Annotated in this window: 2 protein-coding genes; both read left to right on the forward strand. The window is 56.4% G+C overall.

The genetic code is table 11. The annotated features are described in order from the left end of the window. The first annotated feature begins 308 nt into the window (after positions 1–308). Positions 309–596: a GNAT family N-acetyltransferase gene (locus tag CAPSK01_RS17500; RefSeq protein ID WP_337958615.1), complete on the forward strand. Its 288-nt coding sequence runs from the start codon at positions 309–311 to the stop codon at positions 594–596. A 94-nt stretch (positions 597–690) separates the two neighbouring features. Then, positions 691–1,041, forward strand: coding sequence for a hypothetical protein (locus tag CAPSK01_RS17505; protein ID WP_034929750.1), 351 nt, complete (start codon positions 691–693; stop codon positions 1,039–1,041). Positions 1,042–1,268 lie beyond the last annotated feature (227 nt).

The following is a 1,268-nucleotide window of genomic DNA, read 5'->3' on the forward strand; positions in this document are numbered from 1 at the left end:
AGCAATTGATTCAGATAGAGGTTTTTCTTGGTGTGTTAAACTTGGGTTAGGTCGAGGCGACCCGCTCCGGCAAGCGGCGTAAGGCCGGTAGGTGGCCTACCGGCATTTTCACCCACCGCCCTTACGCTGCTTGCCTCCACGGCCGCCTCACCATGACGTTGGGTGTCACAATCGCGCCATTGCCTGCCTCTCCATAACTGATGATCGAATACCGCCACAATTTCCCGCTGAACCCGATTGACATCGTTCGAGTGTTCGATTCGTCGGGCATCACACGTCCAACGAATGACATTCCACGCATAGCCCGAATGTTCGCCGCGTCGAACCTAGTCATTTCCGCATGGGCGAACGGAGTTCTAGTCGGAGTATGCCGTGCACTCACTGACTACAGTTATTGTTGCTACCTGTCCGACCTAGCGGTCGATCAAGGGTTTCAGAAGCACGGTATCGGTACAGAACTCATAAGGCAGGTGCAGTCCACTGTCGGTGACGCGGTTTCCCTCATCCTGCTCTCGGCCCCTAGTGCCATGTCGTACTACCCATCTGTGGGCTTTGCAAAGGCTGAGAACGCCTTTGTCATCAGGAGAGCCAAGTGACGCCCAACATCACAATTCACCGGACCTTCGGCAAGCTGTGCTTGCCTTCGTCCGGTGATTTTCAACGTTGGGCCTCATAGCGTCGAGACTCCGAATGCACATCGAGAAGAAGAAACTTCCCAAAGGCCTGAGCTATCCGCTTCGCGCTTCTGCTCTGGCGGCAGCTCTGTCCGGTTCGGCTATCGCTGCCGATGCACATCTCATTCAAGGTTGTGGGGGCAAGTTGTTTGAGTGTTTCTTCTGGCCACCTAACCCAAATATGCCCCACGAGCGCCTATACATTCGCACCGCCGCAGTTCCCGAAGCGAGCGCGAACGAAGCTCGCCTTTTCATCGAGAAATCGGTTATTCCTGAGTTTGCCGCCTGGCTTAAGGGCATCCTGGCCTTTGCGCCTAATTCCACAGTTCGCCGTGAGGAGCAGTATTTTGAGCGTTCTTTTCCGTAGCCATCTGAGGCCCAACCCGGCAGTCGAGCGGACCTGCGCGAAAAGCCGCGCAGCCCCCTCAACTCAAACGTGTGCGCCGGGCATGGCGCGTTGTTACTTCATAGGTGGAAGTCCTATGGCCAGGTTTTCGCAGAGCCGAAGGCAAGGAGAAGGGCAAGGGCGTCGCCGCGAGGCGGGGTCTGGAGGAAGCCCAATCCAAAGCTGCGGGGCGATGAACAAAAACCGGA

Source organism: Candidatus Accumulibacter vicinus (assembly GCF_000584955.1).
GTDB lineage: Bacteria > Pseudomonadota > Gammaproteobacteria > Burkholderiales > Rhodocyclaceae > Accumulibacter > Accumulibacter vicinus.